This window comes from Candidatus Paceibacterota bacterium, assembly GCA_036517255.1.
Lineage (GTDB): Bacteria > Patescibacteriota > Minisyncoccia > Phycocordibacterales > WO2-35-19 > DATDXE01.
The window spans coordinates 57,598-80,214 of sequence record DATDXE010000006.1 but is presented as its reverse complement, the minus strand read 5'-3'; the positions used below and the strand labels follow the sequence as shown (position 1 = coordinate 80,214).

Below are 22,617 nucleotides of genomic sequence, written 5' to 3'. Positions count from 1 at the left end.
ATGTAGCCAAATAAGCGTAGATTCTGACTATTATTGGTAGATTTAAGAATAAGATTATGAAAAAAGCAAAAGTGGTCAAAATAAAGACAAAAGGAAAGAAAAAGGCAACATCTGGCAATCCTGTATGGACAGATGAATGTAGCCTTGTAGAAGTAGAAAAGAATAAGTGCACTATAAACTTTCCTGATGCGGAATATGTAAAAGATGCCTTTGATGAAGATTTAGGTTTAATTGCTGTATTAATAAGAGAAGGAATTTATTTTGGTAAAGTATACAGAAAAAATTCAGGATTTACTTACGAAAATGGTCAGAGGGGTACAGAAATTGTCTACGAATTTAAAAAGAATCAGGCAAAGAAAATAAAGGAGGTTGAGAAGGCATATTTTACTGGCAGAATTAAAATTGAAGCAGTCGAGATGTCCAGACTTCTAATAATAGCTGTAATAAACTACTTTGACCCAAAAGGTTGGAAACCAAAATTTCTTTCTAAAGCGCAAATAGAGGCGAAAAGATAAAATATTTAGGCGATATTTACTCCTTCACTAGCACCTTCCTAGGCTCTTCCATATCGCCATCTTCAACAACATTGTCATCTTCTAGTATATCAATAAGTCTAGCAGATCGAGCATAGCCTATAGCAAATTTTCTTTGGAGCATATCGACAGATACACTACCCAGCTCTATCGTTGCTTGTTTTGCTTTTGCATATAAATCATCCTCGTCTTCTGGATTAAAATTTGGGAAATGATCTTCTGATTTTATTAATACTTTGCGAGGCGTTGCTCCTTCCCCAGGACCTATCACTTTCTCTATTTCCAGTTTATCCATAAGTTCAGCTGCTTTGGCATAACCAATACGCATTTTTCTTTGTAGGAAAGAGGTGGAAGCTTTACCTGCTCTAATTACAGTATCCTTAGCTTCGTCATATATCTCCTCCCATGCCCCTCCATTAACTTTTAGTCTACTGCCAACATGTTCGCTTATCTCTTTCAACTCCAACATTATGTCTGTATATTGCGAATTCTGCCTATCACTCAAGGTTTTGATAGTTTCTGTAAGTTCCTCTACCTTTAATTTAAGCTCATCTGGGTTCATGGGACCATTATAGCAAAAATCTACATATCAATCATAATAGTTTTCTCTCTATAAGTATTTCCACTCACTAAAAATACTTTCGATTTCGAAACTTTGAAATATTCTGCTACAAGTTCTAGTACTCTCGTGTTCGCCTTACCCTTCTCCGGTGGTTCACTCACTCTAATTTTGAAACACCCAGGCAGAACCTCTTCAATCTTTTCAGTCTTTGCCCCGGCAATAACTTTCACTTTTATAATTTTATCAGCCAATTATTAATTTAGGATTTTAACTTCTTTTTCTTTCTTATCGGATTCATCATTTTGTTTTTAACCACACCTTCCATTCTGGGTGGAGTAGTGAGATGGAGATTTCTCTTGAACTCGTCTTTTGAAAGTTTTGTTTTGCCTTTTTTCATAAATAAAAAATTGATGTCAACTATGACTTGAAATTAGGTTCCACAGAAAGCAAAATGTTACTGCTTTTTGATTTGTTTCCAGAGCCAGATGCCAGCAAGAACTAGGTCTATCATTACCACTAACCAAGTGATAACACATAAACCATTGTATGCTCCTCCGTTCATCATGCCTCCGTAATTATATCCGTACATCATATATTTAAATAATAGCACAATTACTCTGTCGTTACTCCGTCAAAATGTTCAGTATCGGCTTCTGCTTCAGTTTTTGTTTTGTGGACTACTTGATCTCGATGATGAGGTGGCATGTAAAGAGTGTAGAGCTTCATTGAGTCAGCCCCGGTATTAATGACATTATGTTTGGTGCCGGCAGGAACAATAATCACATTACCGTCACCAATATCGTGCGAGATGTCAGAAAGAATTGTTTTCCCCACGCCTTTCTCCACTCTTAGGAATTGATCGACATCATGCACCTCTTCGCCGATTTCTTCTCCTGGTAAGAGTGACATGAGGACAAGCTGGCTATTTTTATCGGTATAAAGGACCTTTCTGAAGTTATCATTCTCCAGAGAGAGTTTTTCTATGTTTGCGGTATAACCTTTCATATATTTATCCGAATAATCTGCGTAACTTTGGATACTTTGAACAGAGCGGGAGATTAGAACACCAATTTTCGAGTCCCCAGATACGGCCTGCGCTTATGGAAGAAAGAACCAATAAAGCAGCTGCATAAATGATATGGTCGTCTACAATCAGAGAATGGGCATCTGGATGCAAGATGCCTAGAGGAAGCCAGTATAGGATCATAAGTAGAGCTCCTAATTTACCAGAAAGACGAACACTAATTCCTAAAATAAGAGAGACGCCGAGAAGTGTAAGTCCCCACTCGTTTACAAAGTTAACTATGGGTAGAATGTTGGGACTGGCAAGATAGTGATAGAAGCCGACAAATGTTTTGGCTCCGGCTAGATATCCGGCTGCTGAGAAATTAGGATCTATCACATGACTCCAGCCAGCGTATAGAAACATCCAACCCATTGTTATTCGAAGCAGGATCACCGATACTTTTTGAGATTTTGGCATAGAGTTTTTATTATTTCCTAGAAAGACGATCTTTGATTTTTTCAACCAAGTCGCCGATCTTTAGATCAGCTTTTACTAAATAGTAAGCTGGTTCATTATCTGCAATAGCTTGGTTAATTTTCTCGTCGTCCGGACTAAGATTCGTCAAGAGTATAATCGGGACATTCTTACCCCATTCGTTTGTCTCCCTCAATTTTTTCATCATTGTTATACCATCCATGTCAGGCATTTTGATGTCTAGTAAAATTAGGTCAGGGTGTTCTCGCAAAGCAATCGCCAACCCACTTGCGCCATTTTGCGCATCAAGAACTCTAAAACCTTCAAGGTTAAGTTTGTCGTGAAGCACATTTCGAAGTGAGGCATCATCTTCGATTTCTTCAATTACAAGCACTTTTTTGTCTTGCCCCAAGTTTATTGAGAAGTTATCTTCTGATTCATTTATCATAATAATTATTGTATCATATTAGTTATAATCTATTTCTTTTTCACCCCATCCAAAGGAAGTGTCACATAAAAACTCGTGCCTTTATTTTCTTCTGATTCAAACCATATTTTTCCTCCAGAATTTTCAACAATTGACTTGACAATGTATAGACCTAAACCCGTTCCATCGGTATCTTTGTCTCTGACATTATCAGCTCGAAAAAGCTTAGTGAATATTTGACTTTGCTGACTTTTAGGTATGCCATAGCCCGTGTCCGTTATTTGTATGCAAATTCCTTTATCATTAAGGGAAATAGAAAACTCAATTTTCCCGCCTTCCGGTGTATACTCCAGAGCATTAGTTAAGAGATTTTGGAAAACCATGCGAAGAAGCTTTGGATCAGCCAAGAATGTGGGGACATCTTTACTAAAATTCTCCATAAAATTAAGTTTTTTCTGTTCAATTTTTAGTTTCAATTCATCTAAGACACCCCTAGCAAGCGCAACTATATCAGTTTGTTCTGGTTCGATCTTAAGTGTTCCGAGTTCAATCCGAGAAACATCCAAAAGAGTATTGACCAGATCAATCATCCGTTGGTTGCCCTTATAGACTTCTTCAAGATATTTCTTTTGGTCGGGCATAACATTGCCAACATCACCCTTTAAAATCATTTCGGTGTACCAGCTAATGGTGGTCAAGGGCGTCCGAAGTTGGTGGCTGGCCAGCGAGACGAATTCCGTTTTGGCTTTATCAATATCTTTTTCTTTGGTGATATCACGAAAAACTTCAACAGCGCCGATTATCTTTTGGTTAAGAATAATAGGGGTTGTTACCATTGCAACAGGGAATTTAGTTTTATCTTTGCGTACATACTGGTAGCTCGAACCCGTAGTAGTAGTAGTAGTAGTAGTACCGACAAGCGCAAGATAGATTAGCCGTTTCTCGTATGGTATCACATTCCCTTTTTCATCTTCAATTATAACTGAATCGTAGAACACTCTACCTATCATATCTTCAGCATGTAAACCGAGCGCCTTTTTGGCCGATTGATTTATAAGTATTATTTTCCCTTCGGTGTCAATCGCAATAACGCCATCTCCAATACTTGCAAGAAGCGCTCCTTCTTTCGCTTTTACTATTTCAACTTTGTCTTTTTCAACACCCAAATCGTCAAGAACATTTCTGGCGGCTATTTTGGCGTCTTCCAAATTTTTCTCTATTTGTTTTCGATCGGTGATATTTTGAAATAAAGCTACAAATGAATTTTTTTGAGGGCTAAAAACGGAAATTAAAAACCATCTTGAGAGAGGTGCGACATACGTCTCAAATCTTTCCGGTTTCCCAGTCAAAGAGACTCGGCCGTAAATCTCAAACAATTCCGGATTAGAAGCACCAATGCTCGGAATGAGTTTTGAGACTTTCTTCCCCTCGGCGTTTTTCAATCCCGTCAGCTTTTCAAAATTTTTGTTAACCTTGATGTAAATCCAATCAACTGGGTTTTTCTGCACATCAAAAACCATTTGACAGTAAGCCAAACCGTCAGTCATGTTTTCAAATATTGACTTATAAAAAATCTCGGGAGGTTGAGATGTCATTTTTATCGGGTGTTTTTGTGATTGCCATTGTGATTTTTCCCGTTTCCATTCTTACTGTCACCGTTTTTAACCTGTTTTTTCAAGTTCACGATCTCTTTTTTAAGTTCAACCATTTTTAATTCTCTGTTCACCATGGTTTTGTTAGATTCTTCTAATTCTTTAATCCTGCCTGCCAGCTCTTTTGTCCCTTCGGCCAATTTAACCTCGAGTCCTTTATTATATTCGGCCAATTTTTTCTCAAGATTCTTTCTCTCTGTAATATCTTCCAAGGCTAATATTATCAATTGTACCGAATCTATCTGTCTGGCATTGAGCATTATTGTTTTCTTGCCGATTGTTTCAAAATCATGCGTGACCTCATAATCTTTCACAACTTTTTTCTTTGGCAAAATTTCCTCTAGTAATTTCTTCAGCTCAGGAATATTCCACTGGCCATTTCCTAAGTTATAAAGAAGAATATTTTCCGTTTGCCTTGGTGTAACTTGAAAATTTTTGTAAAAAACCTCGTTCACCGAAATTACCCGAAGATCGGCATCAAGAATTAAGAAAGATTCTCTGGCAACCTCTGCCAGAGTTTCCATATAATGCAGAGCAAGCTTTTTTGATTCTTCTAGCTCATCTTGTTTAACTTTTTTGTTTTCCATTTTTTTATTGCTTTACTTATTAATAATTTATTTGTTTTGTATTTCTAATATCTTTTCGATTTTCTCCACTACATCATGGAGCTTCCAATCTGACTTGATTAAATAATGTATTGGTTTATGTGTCACCATATCTTCTACTAACTGTTCTTTAGTCGCACTTAGGTTCGTCAAGATGATGACCGGAACTTTTTCTCCCCATACATCTTCACGAATCTTTTTAAGAGCCGTCATGCCATCCATCTCCGGCATAATAAGGTCAAGTAATATAAGGTCTGGATGTTTTCCGATCGCAACCTCGACCCCTTCTTTGCCATTTCTCGCTTCAAGGGGGATAAGGTTTTTCAGACGAAGAATATCCACAACAGCGTCACGCAGGCTTTTTTCGTCTTCTACCACTAGTATTGTTTTTTGTGTTTCCATAATGTTTTATTTAGATTAATAAATTATTCTCTTCTTAAAGAAAAACTAACTTTTTTACCAAGTATTTTCTCGTACTTGGACACCAAGACCGCAATGACTTTCGCCGGAGATTCCGTTATGGCAAGCACCCTGCCATTTTTTTTATCGATTTGGAGTCCTGAAATGTTTGATGCGATAAAGAGAGCATCATCACCCACACGCTGACGCATTTGCATAATAGTGTCGCTTAAGATTTCGTAGAAAGTGCGTTCATTATGAGGAATATTTGAATAATCAAATGGAGCAAATCTCGATTTGCGGCGTTTAATTAAGACACGACCGAGCAAAAGCGCAAAGAAGCTTATAATTAAAGTGATGCCTCCGTAAAGAAAGAAGTCGCTTTGAAAAAGACCTAGGATTTTTCGCTCTACTTTGAAAGGAAACTGGGTAATAGCAGGAGCCAATTGACCTCCATAAATGATCGAGGTTTTAGCGGTATAAGTTCCTGAAACTGTCCCGAGAGGAATTTGTATTGACTTTATAAAATTTGCCGTAGTTTCTACAGCTACAGTCTCGCTAATTGAATATATTTCCTTTCCCGTACTTGAAAAAATCGAATACTCAATGAGAACATCTACACGTTTACCCCCGCCAAAGTTTGATAATCTAACCGAGATGGGTAAAATTTCTCCGGGTGCCACCCTAACTTGGACTGGTTCTGAAATAACATCGAATAGCGGCGGATTTTCGATAAAAATTTGATCACTATCATCCGTTACTTCAATTTCAGAGAATGCTCCTGTAGAAGAGGTGGTATTTTCTAGTTCATTGAGCACAACAACAGAAGGAATAAATGGAATAACCGGACCTAATGCATTTGTCCTCCCGCTAGCACTACTACCCTGTGATGTGCCAAGAGAAGCGATTGAAGAGGTAGTGTTCTGCCTCCAATCAGTCTCTACATCACAAAAGTTTGGGCAATCAAATGTGATCGTACCGACCAATTCGCCCGTGGCAGTGCCAGAAAACTTGCCTGTAGATGGGTCAATAGAAACATTATCGAAATCAATCCAACCAAGTTGTTCTCCCCATGCTGAGCCGGCAAGGTTACCGGAGCCGTCGTTCGTTACTCCGCCCTGTGTTGGATTGAAATTTATCCATCCTTTATTTTCTGACCATGCATATCCAGAAAGGATATCGTCTTCCACAGTCACATCTTCAAAATTAATATACCCGACATTGTCACTCCATGCGTATTTATGGGAACTTAAAACCGTACCGGCTTCAACATAAGAGAAAGGCAAGAATAGACCGAAGATAAATATAAAAATTATAAATTTAAATTTTAACATAAGATTATTGTGGGGTATCCAAAGAAGTTGTAGCCTCTGGTAAAGGTTCAGGTATTGGATCGATCGTGACCACCGGTGTACTTGATCCAATTGGTTCAGGATTACTAATATCAGTTCCGTTATTATTTGACGATGATATAGTTATGGGAGTCATATTGGCATTTTGCAAAAGTGAATTCATTTCGTCACCATTCAGACAAACTTCATTTCCATCAGATTTTTTAATACATAGCTCATCAGTATGTACTTTCTTTGAAAATATTTCATCGAAGTATCCTCGGATTATAGACAATGTATTTTCTATAAATCCCTTTTTTTCTGGTAAATAGAAGTTCTTAACGAAGGCCAAAATTATACCGACACTTTCTTGGTTGTAAGCTGAGAGAGATTGGCCGATTACCGGACCAGTACCGGAAGCTTTCATGGCAATACCAGGTAAAGAAGAAGGTGTCAGATAATCACCTGGTAGAATATTGCCATTCTCTGTCGTCACTTTTACAGGAACTCTTCCGGATAATGCTACAGCCACAGCTTTTACTCCTTCCTTGTCTACACCTCCAATTATTGTTCCAGGTCTTGTAGAAACAATGCCTATGACATTTTGATCATAAGCCTCAATGCTCTTTTTTATTCCCGCCTTAAGACTTGAGTCAATCGAGACAACATCTCCCGCTTCCAAACCCTCATCATTAGTAGTATATATTTCTGCTAAGTCAGCACCGGTATCTACCACGATAGCGCTCATATCCCACGCAGAAACATCGGTATCACCCGCTGAAGCAGAGATGCAAAGTGCGTACGCTTGAACAGAAACACCGGGATCAACTGCAATATAGTTGAGCTGTAAATTGGAAAACCTATTCCCCGCACTTGCAGTATTGGCATATAGGGTACTCTGTAAAATAGTACCGGTGCAATTGGTCTCACGGATTGCAAGAGAGACAGGTTGATCAGTGCCGTTACTTGAAGTAAAAGTGACTCCTGCTCGCACAACAACATCTCCCGTAACAGTAGAGGGTGTAATGGAGATGGTGGTGAGAGTTGTAGTACTATTAGTAATATTCGTGAAAGTGTCGTTGAGCTTAAATGAAGTGACGTATTGCAAATCAGATCCTGCACCCCCAATACAAACACCGTTTTTTGCAAAACAACCACCTGTAATATTAATTCCATTGGCAAATGTTGAAGTCGCAGTGGTAGAAGTAGCATTAATATAGCCAAACAATCCGATTAATGTTGTTGTCGCTACCCCACAATTAGGAGAGATTGGAGCACAATCTGGTTCCAGAGTCTCACCCGGCTGGTAAATTGTGGCGCTGGCTATTTGCGGATAATAGACGAGACTAATAAAAAGAAAGCATAGGATCTTTTTTATAGTTTGTTTTTGAGATAATAAATAGCCCATATCTTTTGACAATATGGGCTTCTAGAGCCTCTCTGTTTAAAACACATTAAATTTTCTTGGGAAGTATATGTTCCGCTGAGTGAAAATCCTCTTTAAGCACTGTGAGATCTTCTATTGTTTGAATTTTCCCACACCTCTTGCACTTTATTTGAATTTCACCATCAAAAATAGCCCCCTTGCAAAGGAGTTTGCCGCAGGAACAATGATAATCATGTGACTCCTTCATAAGAATCGAGAGTCCAACAAAATAAGGCGGACTTCCAGAGTCTCATTTGAGTCTATATTGGGCTATCAATAGATATTATACGACAAATAAGAAAATTTGCATACATAAGCTTCTGTGGACAATGACTATATACTGATGGGAGAGTATGGAGCCTCAAGGACTTCAAACTACATCCCACCAGTATACAGGCATCATCTACCCGAATAAAAACCAGCGAAGTATCCCACACTACATGTATAGTGTTGGTAACACAAGTAGGTGTAAATTTGCCAGATATTAAAAATAGTGTTAAAATTTCTTATGGAAATTCGGCTATGAATGACCAGTCAGTAACCCCTTTCGCAACTTTTATTCAACCTTAAACTCGAACATCATTCCATCCTCCAAATGCTCGGCGATATGACAATGGGCCATCCAAGTTCCTAGGTTTGTTGGATTCAATAGAATCTCAATAGTTTGCCCTGCTGGGACAAGGACTGTATCTTTCCATACTAAATCTGTCTGCCTAACACCGTTTACTGAAAGAACTAAGAATTGTTGCCCATGGAAATGGATTGGATGTTGCATCGGATGCATTGATTTTGGATCGTTAAATATTTCAATCTTTACAGGTTCTCCTTTTTTGAAGGTCCAGTTAATATCTTTATTCACTTTTCCAGTACCCCGATCTGTAATCTTCCATTTCACATTATCCATGTTAGACATAGAGCCCATCATATTATTTGTGTCTTCCCATTCGATACCATCGGAGCTGCCACCCATCATCATTCCTCCACCCATCATAGTGCCGTCTGACATCATATGGCCGCCACCCATCTGCATTTGCATTGGAGCTCCACTCATCTCTATGGAAAGAGCTATTCGCTTATCTACTGCCTTGTTAAAATATGAACGAAGAGGATTAATGCTTTGTGTGGTTGCAGTATGCTTTTTAAGCATTCCAAATTCTCCTGCGTAGGAAACACTAACAGGATCACTAGATACATTTATTGAACCTAGTGTGTAAGTTTGGTCTGGTGTTTTATTCTGAATTACAAAGGTACCACTTTTATCAAATAGCACCTCTACAATAGATCTTTCTGACGGACCAATTATCACTGAATCTTTCCATTGATCTTTTTCGTACGATCCACCATCAGCTCCGACTAACTTAAGTTTGGTGCCAGCAATAGCAAAATTGAAAGGTCTGGCATTGGCGGAATTTGTAATGTAAAAACGATCAACTTCTCCCTTCTTAACAGAAAGTGAATAGTTAGTCTCACCATTTACTAGCATCACATTTCCATAGCGACCCATGAGTGTGTGGTCAGCAGTTTGTTTGCTTAAATTTATTTTGTCGTTTTGGATAAGAATGTCGTCTAGGAAAAGTGGAATTTCCTGATTAACGGGAGACCAATAATTCTTGTTCGTCGGAACTACCAAAAAGTTTCCATAAAGACCAAGCTCTTGTTCGTAATCTTCTCGAACGTGAGGATGATACCAATACATACCCGCATCAGGGAATTTTAACTGATAAGTAAATGTTTCCCCGGGCTTTATTTCTTTTTGGGTTGTTTGTGAGCCATCAAAAGCGTTATCCATACGAATACCATGCGAATGAAGCAAGGTATTCATATCGGTATTATTTTTGAAGTTGATCATTACTTCTGATCCTTGGGCGACTTTAATAACTGGTCCAGGAATTGAGCCGTTGTAAGCGAGCATTTTATATTTCACTCCATTAATTTCTTTTTCAACATAGCTCGCTGTGAGGTCATAAGTATCGCCGTTTTTAAGTTCAACCACTTTAGATTCTTTTGCTAAAGATGTGCTAGAAATACTAGTTGAGAAAGATTTGTTTGAGTGAACACTAAAATACCACCAACCTCCAAGTATAACGACTACAATTATGACTAGAATGTATATTATCTTATTCATAGTAATTATTTAATTTTGTTTTCATCTTTCGGGAAATCAGCACGGAATGATATTACTCCTAATGCCAGAAAAAGTAATGCTTCTATCCAGTTATGTTTTTGAAAAGCCTCAATGAGCGCTATTCCAAAGAAGATTATAAATACTGCAAAATTTGTGAATTTAAAATTTTTCATGATTATTTTTTATACTGCTACTAAGTCTCTTTCAACTCGCTTCAACAACACAGCGTTAGTTGCCACAATAATCGAGGATACACTCATAAGAAGTGCTGCAAATTCTGGACGAAGCATAATACCAAAATTGGGGTAGAGAATGCCGCCGGCAACTGGTATGGCAAGGACATTGTAGATTGAAGCCCAAAAGAGATTCTGCTTCATTTTGCGAACCGTTGCCTTGCTCAAGGTGATTGCTCGAAGGATATCTAAAGGATCAGATTTCATAAGAACCACCTTTGCTGTTTCTATGGCAACATCAGTACCTGCCCCAATAGCAATGCCCACATCAGCTTGGGCAAGAGCTGGCGCATCATTAACACCGTCGCCAACCATTGCTGTAAATTTTCCTTCTTCTTGAAGTTTCTTAACATAACTCGCTTTGTCCGCAGGCATCACTTCTGAAAATACTCTTTCTATTCCAATCTGACTAGCAACTTTTTCTGCAGTCAATTTATTGTCTCCAGTAATCATGGCGATTTCTATCTCTAAAGTCTTCAGACGCTCTACCGCTTTTATAGCATTAGGTTTTATCGGATCTTCTGCTCCAATAACAGCTTTGATAGCTCCCTCTACCGCAAGTATCATAATAGTTTCTCCTCTTTCTAAAAACTCATTTATTTTTTGTTCTAATTCACCGAGAGCAACACCGCTATCTTTCATGAGTTTGACTGTGCCAATGAGAACATTTTTACCATCTACTATTGCTCTCACTCCAAGGCCTGAAAGATTTTCAAACTTATCAACTGAGTTTGATAATGCAAGACCTCTATTTTTAAGTTCATCAAGGACCGCACTAGCTAGAGGATGAGATGACTTGGCTTCAGCTGAACCTACTATACGAAGTGCTTCATCAGCGTCATATCCATTAACCGTAGCTACATTAGTTATTTTTGGCTTTCCTTCAGTGAGAGTTCCTGTTTTATCTAATACAATTGCTTGAATTTTTGATACTTGTTCAAGGGTTGGCGCATCTTTTATAAGAATATTATGTTTAGCTCCGAGCCCAGTACCGACAGCTACAGCAGTCGGAGTGGCAAGCCCAAGGGCGTCAGGACAAGCAATCACGACTGTTGCGATGGCAAAAGAAAGAGCGACCATGAGAGTTGAGCCTGCTACAAAGTACCAAATACCAAAGACAAGAAGTCCCGATCCGATTGCCCCAATAACTAAGTACTTTGCAAATTTATCTGCGATTCTTTGTCCGGGAGCTTTTGAATTCTGTGCTTCTTCAACCATCTTCACGATTCTAGCAAGAGCAGTATCCTTACCGATTTTTGTTGCCTTAAATCTAACCGAACCAGCAGTATTAATTGATCCTCCTATTACTTGATCTCCGACTTTTTTAGCGGTAGGGATTGATTCTCCAGTGACTAGGGATTCATCAATAGAAGTTTCGCCGAGAGTAATTTCTCCATCAACAGGAACTTTATCTCCCGGTTTAAGAATGATTATGTCGCCAAGTTGTATATCGGAAGTGGAAACCATTATTTCCTTGCCATCCTTAAAAATCCTAGCTTGAGGTGGCACAAGATTAAAAAGGGCTTGGAGAGCATCTGTTGTGCCTCGCCTCGATTTCATTTCCATCCAGTGGCCGAATAGTACGAAAGTAATGAGCATTGCAGCCGCTTCATAATATGAATCTGCACTTCCGATCAAAGTTAGCAAAACACTGAAGCCATAGGCCGCCGTAATGCCAACAGCAATGAGTACGGCCATATTAAGAGTCTTGTTTTTCAGAGCGACAAAAGTTGAATATAGAAAAATCCAGCCTGAATAGAAAAACACTGGTGTCGTTAAAATGAAAAGAAGCCGTGGAAGTGGTATGGGAGATGGAAGATTGAGCTTAAGAAATTCAGTTCCCAAGGGCGAATATAGAATAATCGGAATTGTTAGGATAAGAGAAAAGAAAAACTTGTTCCGGATATCTATTTCCATTAGGTGGGCCATCTCTCGGCCAGCAAGACCCGTGTGGTCCATACCCATCGTCATAGACATACTCATTTTGAATTTCTGCCAAAAACTCATTTTGGAAGAGCTCGGCATTACATGTCCAGAATGAACACTGTGATCATGGTGGTTGTGATTCATATATTTTTACTTTGGATCTTGATTAGAATCATGATTATGGTGACGGCCATGACCGTGATGCATAAAAAGGTGCATTGAAAAGCAGCCAAGGAGAAATGCGAATGGCAGATATGGAACAAGATGTTGCCCATGATCAATCACAAGATATAAACCGACAATTATTAGGAGGGTAATCAGTATAGAACGAATAGTTTTATGATTCATATTATTTTTTCTTCTGCGCTAGCTTATAAATTTTAAGAATTTCGTCTGTTGCTATCTTCTCTTTTCCTGTTTTCATTTGATGCAACACGTGAGTTTCTAAGTGATTCTGTAATATTAAATTTTCAACACCGGATAACGCTTCTTTAATGGCTCCCGCTTGGGTAATAATATCAATACAATATTTTTCTTCCTCTACCATCCGAGTTAAACCTCTAGTTTGACCTTGGATGATGTTAAGCCTTCTTATTACCTTCTTTTTAATTTGAGCTTTCATGCCTAAAGAATACCCCCATAGGGTATGCTTGTAAAGTTTTATCTTACTGACTTTACTCCAAATTTTCTTTAATTTTAATTCTCACCGCTTCCAGTAGTGCAGGAGAAGTCACAAAGTTTTTGTCAGTCTGATAATTATGTCCATACCTCTCATCTACAAAAGTCACTCCGGCAAATTCTCTAGGAGAAGCGTATCTTGGGACAACATGACCGTGTAGGTGCATAGTCTCATTTCCTAAAAAGGCATAATTAAACCAATCGACTTGAAATGACTTTTTCAGGGCTCTTTTTAACTTTTCTAATATCATAAACAGCTCCTCTTGTTCTCCCTTTCTAGCATCAGCTAGGTCCAGAATATTTTCTCTCTTACACCAAATAATGCACCTACCGAGGTAGCCTTGATTAGTATGTACTTGAACTGACCAATAGTTGTAGTCCCTGATTAAATATCTTGAATAATCTTCCATGAGGCCAGTGTAATGAAGATTTAAGAAAAATGAAAGTCCTATATCAATCTAAAGTAATGATCCAATTATCTCCATTTCCCTTTCTAAAACCATAGTCTACTCCCCTTCTAAGAGGCGGTGGGAGCGGTATTGTTAGTTCAAACGGAATGGCTTTATTACCCTCATGTTGTATTGCATTCGCCCTATTCCTATGGATAGTGACATGTTATTAGAGTATAGAGAATATGTAGAAGAGTCAAAAATAGATGCAAACGCCCCGTGTCACACTCGACACGGGGCAGGCCACTTCCAGCATTAGCAGCCGATAGACCCGACCGAAACTGGCGATATCTTCTGTTCGAGCAAGAGTGCTTGAAGCTCGGCGAAGAGATCTTTTCGATCGCTTTCTTGCAGGAAAAGCTCGACACTGAACCTTCCGCCATTGTCCAGTTGTGCGTGGATGTCAGTATTTTCGGGAAAGGCTTCCTTCACCTTCCCAATAAACGAAGCGGGGTATTCGAACCTTCGATACATGGTGGTGTACTCCTTTTAATACTCTACAACAGAATAAAAAGGAAAGCTAATGCGAAAACTTACAAATTAGTTGTTTTTTGTTTTCTTAGTGGAATTTTTGATTGCTTTTTCGATATCGTCGCTTGAAAAGGTTTTATCTGAAAATAAACCTTTATATATGAGGTCGCCCTTTGCACAAAAGTTGTCGGAAATTTCGCCGGTGAAGTTGGTGTGCATTATTTTTCGGACGAATTCTATTTTATCTCGCCCTTCGATCTTGGCATCCTTCGCAATACCCATAGCGAAACAAAGTTTTTGATAAGCCGCCTCTTTGATCATGTCACCCAACGCTATACCACCTGATTTTATAAAGTCTCCTATTCTGCCTTCTGTAGTTATATCGGCAAAGCCATTATCGCTGTGTGAAATGAAAGCGATTGGTTTATTGTAAGAATTGACTGCTGTCGCGATGTAATATTTGAACTGTGTCGGCATATTGCCTCCATCGTAGCCGCCGATAAGAATAGCGCTAGCATTTGGATCTTCGACGACACTTTCAAATTGCTTCACATTTATGCCGTTGATACATTCGAAATAAGCTACATTTTTGTCAAAGCTAGTAAAAAGTGAGAAGTCCCTTTTCTTCAAATTTTTATAGATGTCATATAGGTCAGTCACCATACTTAATTTACCGGCAAGAGGATGTTTCTCCATCGGAGCAAAAGCGTTGATACCATGTTCGTCCTCTTTGATCACAGTCGAACCATTCATAAGTTTATCCCCGAAGGCTATTTTCACTCCAGCTGATATTCTCTGATTCTTAGGCTTTTCAAGTCTTGCAAATATAGCCTTAATAGATTTTATAAAGTTACGATCAAAGTCTGATGAACTATAACCTGGTTTCTGAGCTCCAGTCAGTATGACGTCTTTTTCAAGACCAATGAGCATAAATGAAAGAGCCGAGGCCGTGTAGGCCATGGTGTCTGTGCCATGCAGCACTACTACCCCATCGTAATCATTTATATGCTTTGAAATTACTTGGGCAAGTTCTGCCCGATGAGGATGTTCTACGTCGGAACTATCAAGATTGAATAATTCGATATAATCCAAGGAAGTAAGTCTCTCTAAATTTTTAAACTTCATATTTAACAGGTCGCCGAGAGGTCTGCGAGTAGGGGCGAGAGAGCCGGCGGCGTTTACCTCCATATAGAAGGTGCCCCCCATACTTATGACTAGTACTTTTTTCTTGGAATTTTTAGACTTGCAATAATTTTGGACCTGATAACGAGGTGAGACAAATTTATTTGGTTTGAAGAACGATTCAAGAGAAGCCGGTAAATTCCTGAATCTATCGCGGATTTGATTTACAGCATTACGAGAAAATCCTTCCGGTATCTCTTCCGCCACTGAAGTAAGTAATAGGCGGGCTACGTCTTGTAAGAATTCTAATTTCTCTTCTCCTTGGGCATTATTCAAGGCATATCGCATTTTTTCGATCGCTGCTGGCTTGGTCATTGGCCCTAGCGATATTGCTCCTGCTCTCACGGCAGCAGCGCCTACATCATAAAGGCCCATGTCAGAACTGCCTTTCTTATTGTTGGTGATTACAGCTACTGCTTTACCCTTTTCATACACAGCTCTGTATATAAGAGGAATCATCTTTGATGGTACATTGCCAGCTCCGAAAGCGCCGATCACAATTCCTTGAATAAATTTATCTTCCACAAGGTTACTGAAAGTGCTCAAGTGAGTCTCTGAAACTAAATCAAAGTAAGCTAAATTTTCATTATTGTTCAAAGAAAAGTTGAGCTGTGAAGGGCGACGAGGCTTAGCCATAGACTCAAGTTTTATAGTCCAACCCACATCACCAAGTTTCGGTACTCGAGGAGTGATCATAGGGTTGTTTGAACGGGTACCTCTATTTACCGTAGCCACTGCTCTTGAGAGGCTGTCATCAAAAAGTATACCGACTTCCCCGAAGCTCGGGGCATTTACATCAGTGGCACCCATGGTAGCTACTTTGATAGCATTGGGCAGGTTCAATCGGAAATCAGTATCCCACTCCTCCACGTTTAGCGTCGAGCCGATAAATAAAATAGGTGTTCCCATACCACGCAGAGCATACGCTGTGGCGGATGCGGTGAAAGGCATAGTGTCAGTACCAGCGATAACTACAAATCCGTCGTAAGTGTTTTGATAACGATGAATGGTGCTTGCGATACTGCCCACCTCGCTTGGTGTAAGGTCTGCACTATCTTTCTGCGCCAGTGAAATATAGTCGATTCGAGCTGCACAGTCAGAGAGATACGGCACCATAAGCAGTCCCTCTTTTAGGTTTTCATTTAAATTCTCGTGCTTTTTAGGTATGCCTGCTCCTCCGACTGCAATAATGAGTACCTTTCCTTTCGCCAGTGAATTTTCAGAAAAATTGTAGGGCTGGTTTATTTGGATGTTCATATCCCAGCATCTTAATCGTGCCAAAAAGTCTTGTCAAATTGATTTAACTATATTTGTACAGTAGACTTATCTTTAGTTAAGTCTAGAATTAAAAAGATGTTAAATAGATACTATTCAACAACCGAAACAGCAGAAATACTCAAGATAACCAGAGTAACTGTTTTTAACTGGATCAAATCAGGCAATCTAAAGGCTAGAAGGTTTGGTCGTAGCTACCTTATACCGGTTATGGAGATAGAGCGCGTACAGAAACCTTCTTTTGTTCCTCCTTCACGTGAAGCCCAACTTCGTCAGTTTTCAAATCTTCTAGCGACAGATTATTCAGAGCTTATAAAGTCACTTAATTAAAATGCAGACCGACTTTTTAAAGGTATATACTTATGTATGTAACGATATCTTGGGAAGATATAAACTACTTTTTGGAGCTGAACTGTCAGACTTACAACCGAAAGAGATCGAGAAGTGTGCCCATAGTATTAATCTAAAACAAAAGAGTAGAGGCCCTATCCCCCACACTACTCTGGAAAAAGCCGCCGTATTGCTCTACGAGTTACTTCATAGGCATATATCAAATTCAAAGAGGGATAGATTCGCCTGCATTGCTTTCTTATTATTCCTGTATGAGAGAGGATTTTGGATAGAACTAAATCACAAAGAGTTCTATGCTCTTATAGAGTGGATAAAATTTTCCCCTGATATTGCCCAGAAAGAAACCGTAGCAGGAATTTTAAAGCTTCTGAAAGCTAGTTGCTATCCTTTAGACAATATCTAATACCACCCCCTACCCCACAACTTCATTTGATTGAGGATTCTTTGTTTTTTGGAGTTGGAAGCATTTTTAAGGCCACCGATTTTTTTGATGGAGGGGTGGAAACCGGCAAACCAAAGGATACCTTTTCTTATTTCATTAGTGGTATCGCCAAAAATAATTCTAGTTAAGAATGCCGGTGAATCGGAGGTGACAAATACACGAGCTGTCCGGCCTTTCAGCAACTTCGTCCATATAAAACCACAACCAAAACCATCTTTTTTAAATTTATAGGCAAATCCTGGCAACCACATCCGGTCAAACAGGCCTTTAAGGAGGGCTGGCATAGTCGACCACCACGATGGATAGATTATTACAAAGTGGTCGCACCACTTTATATCTTCCTGCAGTTTTACTAAGTCAGGCTCAAGTTCCTGTATGACTTTATATCCTTGATGCAAGATCGGATCAAATTTTAAATCAGCCAAATTCACCCTCCTCACTTCCGCACCCTTACTTCTTGCTCCTTCAGCGTAAGTATCCGCGAGCTTTACATTAAAACTTTCGTTATCAGGGTGTCCCACCAGTACTAAAATTTTCTTCATGCATTAATTATACCTCACTCTATTTCATTCAGTCTAACAACTTCCTATACCCACACCACTCGCAATCCTTAGCAGTACATTTTTCGGTGCCGATTTTTCCACTCCAAACTGAATCAATGAGTGATTGGATCATCTCTTTTGTTTTTTTGATATCACTTTCTGTAACCGGTAAAGTTATGGTAGGACACCTACCTTTTGAATCAGGTGAAATGAAAACAAGCGATGGGGTAACCTTTTTTTCTCGCCATTTAGAGCTTTGACTAAGCAAAATTTTATAAAAAACTAATTGTCGAAAATAATTTCCATCAGTATTTTTTGTTTCGCCCCTTATCGCCGCTTCTGACATGGCCTGTCTGGTTTTGTAATCAAAAACACAAACTTCTTTTTCATTATCTACTATAGTGTCCAGCTTTCCGTGGAGTGGAATATGAATTTGTTTCTCAGCATAGTTTCCTTCAAAAACTCCTTCTACCCAATGTTCGGTAAAAATATCGCCTTCCAAGCTGAAATGTTTGGTCAAAGCCAGAGCGACGAGCGGTAAATCCTCTAACAGTTCTTTTTTCAAAGCTTCTTTTTCTAGAACCGGCAAGAGAGAATTTTCTAGGTATTCCAGAGTAGCTTCTTTCAAAGTGCTCTCAATTTTTTTGGCAATATTTTTATTATTTCTATCTTCCAATTTCCACACTTTTGATATGGCTTCGTGCATAGCCGATCCTTTTTCAGCTGAAGTACTTGGGGCTTGGGGCATTTTCAAAACACTTTGATAAAGGAACTCATTCGGACACTTTATAAAATGATTAAGAGCAGTTACGGACAAACCTTTTTCTAACAAAACATGTTTAGCTAAATCAACAAATTTCAAATTACCTACTCTATTATTGTTTTCGTTTTTTAACCCTGTCTCTATCTTAGGTATTTCTGTATCGCTTCTTTTTAAAACAATTTCTTTAGTGTGTTTTTTATCTAACTCTTCGATAAAACGTATGGGTGAGAGTATTTTTCCATCCGATTCCTCACTAGGTACTAAAATAGCAACATGCTTCTTTCCTCGAGTCAGAGCGACATAGAAAAGTCTTCGTAAATCACGGATATCATTATCTCCAGTTTGTTTTTTGGGTAAGACAAAAGAAGAGCCTCTGCTTTTACCTATCCAAGCTTCCTCCGTGGCGTAAGGAATAAAAACATAATCAAATTCTTGACCTTTACTCCCATGAGCTGTCATCGCTTTTATTGGTACGTCAGGTGCACCGACTGTTACTTTCACTGGTCGCGACTCGGCCGAAGCACGGTAAGAGAGCATCAATTTTAAAAGAGAACCTGGGTCCTTTAAATCATTTTCTCGAACCAATGATTCTGAAAGAGCAGTAATTCCCCGCCAAACATGTACATATGAAGGGTCTTTAGCCACAAGTTCGATAAAACCCGATTTTTCTGCTATGTGGATAATAAAACCGGCCGGCGAATCGTCCAGGAGTTTTGATTGAATAAAATTTAAATTGGGGAGGACTTTCTTCAAGTCAATTTTTAAACCACTCTTGAGCGAGCGGATGAGTTTTACTCCACTTTCAAAATGCATATTCCACATCCCAGCAATAACTGTTTTTGCAAGAGCTTCGGTGTGGCTAGGATCGGAGAGGTACTCTATCAAATCAAAAAAGAGTCGACCGACTGGGTGATTAAAAATATCGATACTTCGTTCGGAAGTAACACTTATACCCTCGCTTTCAAGTAGGCGTATTACTTTGTCCAAATCCCTGTTTCTCCTCACGATTATCGCGATTGATGCAGTGGCTTCTTCTTTACTTATTCTTTTTATTTCCTGTACCAAATATTTTTCGATACCTTCTGAATTCTCACTTCTGACGATATCGATCGGCCGAGCCTCCTCACCACTTTTAGAATTTAAGTAAACTCTCAAATCTTTATATTCATCCTCTTCATAATTATTTTCGACCATCGAGAAGCTTGCGTCCAGGATACTTTGATGCGACCTGTAATTGGTATCAAGGGAAATTACTTTCATTTTCTTCCAGCGTTTTTGGAGTAGTAAAAAGTTTTCGACCGAAGCTCCCTGAAAGCGATAGATGGCCTGCTTTTCGTCGCCAACAATAAAAATGTTTGGCGTTTCGAAAAATTCAGCAATGAGAGCGATAATCAAATTTTGAGCATCGTTGGTATCCTGATGTTCATCGACATGGATGTATAAAAATCTTTCTTGAATTAAGCGCAGGAGCAACTCATCTTTCCTAAGGGCTACTAGAAGTTCGATAATAAGGTCACTAAAATCCATTTTCCTCTCTTTCACTTTCTTTTCTTCATACTCTGCGTAAACATCAGCAAAAAGTATCGTCCGTTCACATTTTTCGATAAATTCTTCGGCTTCGGCCTTAAATTTTCCTTTACTTACTCCGCGAGTGGAAATGGAGCCTTCATCATTTTTTATTCTCTCTATCTCTTCCTTCGCGTACTTTACGACATCTCTTGGAGTAAGCGCTTCTCGCTTAGCCTCTTCTATCGCTTTTGTTATTCCGTATAAATAAGCATCAGGTCTCCCCGTCGGCCGAAGTTTTTTGAATTTTGAATTTTCTAAAATAGAAATAATAATCGATTCTTGTTCGATATCAGTCAGTTGTTTCCGATCGCTGATATGAATAAAATGATCGGGATATTCGGCTATCACCGAAGAAGCGAAACTGTGGAAAGTATGGATGCGTACATCGTGGGCGCGGTTACCGATTATTTCATAAAGCTTACTTCTCATAGCTTTCACTCCAGCGTCAGTATAAGTGATGGCCAGAATGCCGTTTGCTGGGGTATCAGTCAGCCGTAAAATATTAGCAATACGCAGAGTCAAAATGGTAGTCTTCCCCGTCCCTGGACCAGCTATGACCATGACAGGCCCATCGATCGTATCCACAGCCTCCCTCTGCTCTTTATTGAGCTTCTTATAAGCCTCCTTAAACTCGTTAGTCCCTACTTCCATAAGAGGATTTTAGCATATCCACACTAGTACACAGTTTAGACACAGTTTCGATGGTTTTGGATGTAAAAACAGATTTGCGACTATGATAAAATGGGCTCATGGATCAGAGCGAGTTTAAGAAAAATAAATATAAGGATGGAGTGAAATCGGGAGTGAAGGCTGGCAACAGTGTTATTTTGGGAAGTGGTTTGCGTATACCACCTCACAATCTTGAAGCCGAGAGAGCTCTCCTTGGTTCTATTATGCTTCGCCCTGACGCGATGTATGAGGTGATGGAAGTTTTAAAACCGGAATCATTTTATTCAACCAAGCATCGCATTATATATGCTTCGATGCTCGACCTTTTTACCAAACGCTCTCCTACCGACATGCTCACTGTAGCTTCGAGGCTAGCAGAAAAAAGTGAACTTGAAGAAATCGGTGGTAACTCTTATCTGGCAGACTTAGTAAATTCAGTTCCTAGCGCCGCAAACGCTCAATACTATGCCGCTATTATTCAGAAAAAGAGTCTGGCTCGCAATCTTATTTCTGCCGCTGACCATATTTCTAATCTTGGTTTCGACGAAGAACAAGAGATAGATGAAATTCTCGATCAAGCACAGAAGCGCGTCTTCGAAGTAGCCGATGTCGGCAGTATTCACAAATTCGTAGAGCTAAAAGGTGAGCTTGATGAAGCCTGGGAAAGACTCGATCGATTGCACAATTCGACTGATGGTTTGCGTGGAGTGCCTTCCGGTTTTAAAGATCTCGACAACAAACTTTCTGGCTTTCAAAAGTCCGATCTTGTTATTATTGCCGCTCGTCCTTCAATGGGTAAAACCTCTCTGGCTCTTGATATTGCCCGCCAAGCCGCCGTACTACACCAAGTACCAGTAGGCATTTTCTCTCTTGAAATGTCCTCTCAGCAACTCGTCGATCGTATGCTTGCCGCTCAAGCAAATGTAAATTCTTGGATGTTACGCACGGGAAAATTATTAAAAGAAGATGACTTTACCTCTATCAGGCATGCTATGGATGAACTTTCCAAAGCACCTATCTATATCGACGACCAGCCAGGAAATAATATTTTGAAAATGAGAGCTGTAGCAAGGAGACTTAAAAGTGAAAAAGGTTTAGGAATGCTCATAGTCGATTACTTACAGCTCATGATGCCAACTCAAACAAGAAATAGTGACAATATGGTACAGCAAGTGACAGAAATTTCGCGCTCGCTAAAGAACCTTGCTCGTGATCTCGATATTCCTGTCATCGCCCTCTCCCAGCTTTCGCGTGCGGCCGCCCAGTCGGGTGAGAAACCGAAACTTCATCACTTACGCGACTCGGGATCCATCGAACAGGATGCTGACGTGGTCATGTTCATACATAGAGAAGATAAAATGAAAGATGATGCGGAAAAAACTAACATCGCCGAAATCCTGATCGAGAAACATCGCAACGGCGAAACCGGTAAAGTAGAACTTTATTTCAATGAAAAGAAGGCTACTTTCCAATCACTTGATAAAGGTGAATTTGGAGGAATAGAAGGAGAGTTTCGAAATTTCTAAA

At 39.3% G+C, this 22,617-nt stretch carries 26 protein-coding genes; 4 read left to right on the top strand and 22 right to left on the bottom strand.

Features of this window, described 5'->3' with window-relative positions; genetic code table 11:
- Positions 1-56 precede the first annotated feature (56 nt).
- On the top strand, positions 57-515 hold the full coding sequence (locus VJH67_01660; GenBank protein ID HEY4515876.1) for a hypothetical protein: 459 nt from the start codon (positions 57-59) through the stop codon (positions 513-515).
- A gap of 16 nt (positions 516-531) precedes the next feature.
- Here the strand turns inward: VJH67_01660 and VJH67_01655 are convergent, their stop codons facing one another.
- The 20 genes from VJH67_01655 to VJH67_01560 all read right to left on the bottom strand — a co-directional run bounded on the left by VJH67_01655 (position 532) and on the right by VJH67_01560 (position 16,736).
- Entirely contained in the window at positions 532-1,095 is a 564-nt protein-coding gene (locus VJH67_01655; protein HEY4515875.1) for a DNA translocase FtsK, read from the bottom strand.
- Positions 1,096-1,115: 20 nt separating this feature from the next.
- The gene (locus tag VJH67_01650) at positions 1,116-1,346 is read right to left on the bottom strand and encodes a DUF167 domain-containing protein (GenBank protein ID HEY4515874.1); all 231 of its coding nucleotides are present in this window, start codon (positions 1,344-1,346) and stop codon (positions 1,116-1,118) included.
- Between the two features lie 8 nt (positions 1,347-1,354).
- Positions 1,355-1,492: a hypothetical protein gene (locus VJH67_01645; protein ID HEY4515873.1), complete on the bottom strand. Its 138-nt coding sequence runs from the start codon at positions 1,490-1,492 to the stop codon at positions 1,355-1,357.
- A gap of 57 nt (positions 1,493-1,549) precedes the next feature.
- Positions 1,550-1,687: a hypothetical protein gene (locus VJH67_01640; GenBank protein ID HEY4515872.1), complete on the bottom strand. Its 138-nt coding sequence runs from the start codon at positions 1,685-1,687 to the stop codon at positions 1,550-1,552.
- A 20-nt stretch (positions 1,688-1,707) separates the two neighbouring features.
- Positions 1,708-2,100 (bottom strand): cupin domain-containing protein, encoded by a 393-nt coding sequence (locus tag VJH67_01635; GenBank protein HEY4515871.1) that lies wholly within the window; start codon positions 2,098-2,100, stop codon positions 1,708-1,710.
- A gap of 4 nt (positions 2,101-2,104) precedes the next feature.
- Positions 2,105-2,578 (bottom strand): DoxX family protein, encoded by a 474-nt coding sequence (locus VJH67_01630; GenBank protein ID HEY4515870.1) that lies wholly within the window; start codon positions 2,576-2,578, stop codon positions 2,105-2,107.
- A gap of 10 nt (positions 2,579-2,588) precedes the next feature.
- Positions 2,589-3,023 carry a response regulator gene (locus tag VJH67_01625; protein ID HEY4515869.1) on the bottom strand — a complete coding sequence of 145 codons (435 nt, stop codon included), beginning with the start codon at positions 3,021-3,023 and terminating at the stop codon, positions 2,589-2,591.
- Positions 3,024-3,052: 29 nt separating this feature from the next.
- Positions 3,053-4,597 (bottom strand): ATP-binding protein, encoded by a 1,545-nt coding sequence (locus VJH67_01620; GenBank protein ID HEY4515868.1) that lies wholly within the window; start codon positions 4,595-4,597, stop codon positions 3,053-3,055.
- A gap of 2 nt (positions 4,598-4,599) precedes the next feature.
- Complete coding sequence (locus VJH67_01615) at positions 4,600-5,241, bottom strand: PAS domain-containing protein (protein HEY4515867.1); 642 nt, start codon at positions 5,239-5,241, stop codon at positions 4,600-4,602.
- 27 nt (positions 5,242-5,268) lie between these two features.
- Positions 5,269-5,661, bottom strand: coding sequence for a response regulator (locus VJH67_01610; GenBank protein HEY4515866.1), 393 nt, complete (start codon positions 5,659-5,661; stop codon positions 5,269-5,271).
- A gap of 23 nt (positions 5,662-5,684) precedes the next feature.
- Positions 5,685-6,992 (bottom strand): hypothetical protein, encoded by a 1,308-nt coding sequence (locus VJH67_01605; protein ID HEY4515865.1) that lies wholly within the window; start codon positions 6,990-6,992, stop codon positions 5,685-5,687.
- 4 nt (positions 6,993-6,996) lie between these two features.
- On the bottom strand, positions 6,997-8,397 hold the full coding sequence (locus VJH67_01600; GenBank protein ID HEY4515864.1) for a hypothetical protein: 1,401 nt from the start codon (positions 8,395-8,397) through the stop codon (positions 6,997-6,999).
- A gap of 574 nt (positions 8,398-8,971) precedes the next feature.
- Positions 8,972-10,540 (bottom strand): multicopper oxidase family protein, encoded by a 1,569-nt coding sequence (locus tag VJH67_01595; protein HEY4515863.1) that lies wholly within the window; start codon positions 10,538-10,540, stop codon positions 8,972-8,974.
- 5 nt (positions 10,541-10,545) lie between these two features.
- Positions 10,546-10,713, bottom strand: a complete 168-nt coding sequence (locus tag VJH67_01590) for a hypothetical protein (GenBank protein ID HEY4515862.1) — start codon at positions 10,711-10,713, stop codon at positions 10,546-10,548.
- A 9-nt stretch (positions 10,714-10,722) separates the two neighbouring features.
- Entirely contained in the window at positions 10,723-12,843 is a 2,121-nt protein-coding gene (locus VJH67_01585; GenBank protein HEY4515861.1) for a copper-translocating P-type ATPase, read from the bottom strand.
- Between the two features lie 6 nt (positions 12,844-12,849).
- Entirely contained in the window at positions 12,850-13,047 is a 198-nt protein-coding gene (locus VJH67_01580) for a DUF2933 domain-containing protein (GenBank protein HEY4515860.1), read from the bottom strand.
- A gap of 1 nt (position 13,048) precedes the next feature.
- A complete protein-coding gene (locus tag VJH67_01575; GenBank protein ID HEY4515859.1) occupies positions 13,049-13,321 on the bottom strand; it encodes a metal-sensitive transcriptional regulator in 273 nt (90 codons plus the stop codon).
- 52 nt (positions 13,322-13,373) lie between these two features.
- The gene (locus VJH67_01570; GenBank protein HEY4515858.1) at positions 13,374-13,787 is read right to left on the bottom strand and encodes an HIT domain-containing protein; all 414 of its coding nucleotides are present in this window, start codon (positions 13,785-13,787) and stop codon (positions 13,374-13,376) included.
- A 294-nt stretch (positions 13,788-14,081) separates the two neighbouring features.
- A complete protein-coding gene (locus VJH67_01565; GenBank protein ID HEY4515857.1) occupies positions 14,082-14,300 on the bottom strand; it encodes a hypothetical protein in 219 nt (72 codons plus the stop codon).
- 66 nt (positions 14,301-14,366) lie between these two features.
- Positions 14,367-16,736, bottom strand: coding sequence for an asparaginase domain-containing protein (locus tag VJH67_01560; GenBank protein HEY4515856.1), 2,370 nt, complete (start codon positions 16,734-16,736; stop codon positions 14,367-14,369).
- Between the two features lie 96 nt (positions 16,737-16,832).
- Between VJH67_01560 and VJH67_01555 the strand changes: the two genes are divergently transcribed.
- Together VJH67_01555 and VJH67_01550 are read left to right on the top strand one after the other, a co-directional pair.
- Positions 16,833-17,084 carry a helix-turn-helix domain-containing protein gene (locus VJH67_01555; GenBank protein HEY4515855.1) on the top strand — a complete coding sequence of 84 codons (252 nt, stop codon included), beginning with the start codon at positions 16,833-16,835 and terminating at the stop codon, positions 17,082-17,084.
- Between the two features lies 1 nt (position 17,085).
- Positions 17,086-17,508, top strand: coding sequence for a hypothetical protein (locus VJH67_01550; protein HEY4515854.1), 423 nt, complete (start codon positions 17,086-17,088; stop codon positions 17,506-17,508).
- On the opposite strand, the gene VJH67_01545 is transcribed toward VJH67_01550, so the two are convergent.
- Together VJH67_01545 and VJH67_01540 are read right to left on the bottom strand one after the other, a co-directional pair.
- Positions 17,505-18,089 carry an NAD(P)H-dependent oxidoreductase gene (locus tag VJH67_01545; protein HEY4515853.1) on the bottom strand — a complete coding sequence of 195 codons (585 nt, stop codon included), beginning with the start codon at positions 18,087-18,089 and terminating at the stop codon, positions 17,505-17,507. The genes VJH67_01550 and VJH67_01545 overlap by 4 nt on opposite strands.
- 28 nt (positions 18,090-18,117) lie before the next feature.
- Entirely contained in the window at positions 18,118-21,072 is a 2,955-nt protein-coding gene (locus tag VJH67_01540) for an ATP-dependent DNA helicase (protein HEY4515852.1), read from the bottom strand.
- Positions 21,073-21,170: 98 nt separating this feature from the next.
- Between VJH67_01540 and dnaB the strand changes: the two genes are divergently transcribed.
- Positions 21,171-22,616 (top strand): replicative DNA helicase, encoded by a 1,446-nt coding sequence (gene dnaB / locus VJH67_01535; protein HEY4515851.1) that lies wholly within the window; start codon positions 21,171-21,173, stop codon positions 22,614-22,616.
- The last annotated feature ends 1 nt before the right edge of the window (position 22,617 follow it).